This is a genomic window from Pseudomonas sp. (assembly GCF_035497915.1).
In the GTDB taxonomy this organism is placed as follows: domain Bacteria; phylum Pseudomonadota; class Gammaproteobacteria; order Pseudomonadales; family Pseudomonadaceae; genus Serpens.
This window is the reverse complement of the sequence record NZ_DATJCS010000013.1, coordinates 1-1,900: the sequence shown is the minus strand read 5'-3', so window position 1 is coordinate 1,900 and position 1,900 is coordinate 1. Positions and strand designations below refer to the sequence as shown.

The window sequence follows — 1,900 nt, the reverse complement described above, 5'->3', positions numbered from 1 at the left end:
CTTCCAGACCGTGCCCGATACCAATCAACAGCCCGCTCAGGGAGGTCAGCCATGAAGCGCTCCACTGCAAAGATCCTTGCCGCCATGGCGCTGGCGTTGACCCTGATCGGATCGGCGCATGCCAGGCAGGACGATATCGATATCAGCCGGCTGAGCAGCAGCCTGGACCAGCTCGCCGATGATCCGGGCATGGGTACGTATGCCCAGGCCGAGCAGGCGCGCGCACGCGATGCGATTAACCGGCTGGCCCAGGCCAGTTCGCGCGAACGGCCGCACGCGCTGTACCTGGCCGAACGCCGGGTCGACCTGGCCAAGACGGCGGCGCAGGTCCAGGGCGCCCAGATCAAGCTGAATCAGCTCGACCGCGAACACGACCAGATCCTGCTCGACAACAGCCGGCGCGACGTGGAAATGGCCCGGCGCGAACTGGAGCGCCAGCGCCTGCAGTACCAGCTGGCCCAAGAAGAAGCCAGCCGGCTGCAGCAGCAGGGCGAGGAGTATTCGCAGGCGGCGGATCAGGCGCGCGCCGAAGCGGATCGCGCGAAGAAACTGGCCGCGGCACAGAGCAAGGTGGCCAAGGCTGCCCGCCGCCAGGCCGCGTTGGCGGCCGAAGCCGCGAAGGCGATGCGCTCGCAGATGGAAGACAGCAACCAGCCGGCCGAGCCGGCCCCGAGCCCCGCGAAAACGCACCGCTGAGGCGACCTGGCAGGGCGCCATCGGGGCGCCCTGTGGCCGGCTTGGCACCGGCGGCCGCGGGTTTCGGGGACAAATGTAAAACACTGTTTTAACAGCTTTTTACGACGAGATCACAGTATTAGCGAAGCCTCGTCGAAAGGCTTGCACCCCCTCTGGCGGGGGAGTAGGGTCAGAGTCCCATGAGGCACCCCAGCTTCATGGGTCACTGACCTGAATCATGCGTCCATTCCACGTTTCAATGCTCCACCTGCGCTCCGGAATTCCGGCGTGGGTCGTGGGTGTACGCATGAGTCAACCGTCGGCGGGCGTTCCGTAATCACGGGCATCCGCCAACCCACTCGCGAGGAGGTCGGATCATGTTTGAAAACCAGCAGCGTGATGATGTCGAGGCATTGATGAAGGCCGATGCGGAATTCCGTCGGCTCTACCAGCACCACCGGGAACTCGACAGCAAGTTGCACGACGCCGATATCGGTGTGCTCCCCCTGGACGATCTCACCCTGACCAGCATGAAGAAGGAGAAGCTGCTGGCCAAGGTTCGACTGGAGCGCATGTGGGCGGATCGGGCACACCTCATCCACTGACTCTGTGATTTCAACTGAAGTGCGGCCTCGGGCTCATCCGGTGTATCGGAATGGGTGCCGGGGCCGCTGCGCATCCGGCGTTCGGCCGCGGTTATCATGGGCGTCCTGCCCCTGCGGTTTCGCCCGCAGGCGCGCCTTTCCAATGACGGAGCCCCCATGACGGTCCACCAGAGTGTCCTCGAACTGATCGGACGTACCCCGATGGTGCGCGCGCAGCGCCTGGACACCGGGCCCTGCGAGCTGTTCCTCAAGCTGGAAAGCGCCAACCCCGGCGGTTCGATCAAGGACCGCATCGGCCTGTCGATGATCGAGGGCGCCGAGAAGGATGGGCGCATCCGCCCGGGCGACATCCTGGTCGAAGGCACCGCCGGCAACACCGGCCTGGGGCTGGCCCTGGTCGCGCAGCAGAAGGGCTACCGGCTGATCCTGGTGGTGCCGGACTAGATGAGCCGCGAGAAGATCCTCAACCTCAAGGCGATGGGCGCGGAAGTGGTGCTGACCCGTTCGGACGTGGCCAAGGGCCATCCCGAGTATTACCAGGACATGGCCGAGCGGATCGCCCGCGAAACCCCCGGCGCCTACTTCATCAACCAGTTCGGCAACCCCGACAACCCGGCCGC

The 1,900-nt window shown here is 65.3% G+C and carries 2 protein-coding genes and 1 pseudogene; all 3 read left to right on the top strand.

All coding sequences use genetic code 11. The annotated features are described in order from the left end of the window. The coding region (locus VL129_RS04635; RefSeq protein ID WP_325410570.1) for a hypothetical protein at positions 1-696 on the top strand (696 nt) is incomplete at its 5' end. Between the two features lie 356 nt (positions 697-1,052). Further along, positions 1,053-1,280: an HP1242/YdcH family protein gene (locus VL129_RS04630; protein WP_325410568.1), complete on the top strand. Its 228-nt coding sequence runs from the start codon at positions 1,053-1,055 to the stop codon at positions 1,278-1,280. A gap of 156 nt (positions 1,281-1,436) precedes the next feature. Then, positions 1,437-1,900 (top strand): annotated as a pseudogene (locus tag VL129_RS04625) (PLP-dependent cysteine synthase family protein); the annotation flags it as partial.

Coding starts and splice junctions, on each gene's coding strand:
- VL129_RS04630 (WP_325410568.1), top strand. CDS start 1,053: ATGTTTGAAAACCAGCAGCGTGATGATGTCGAGGCATTGATGAAGGCC.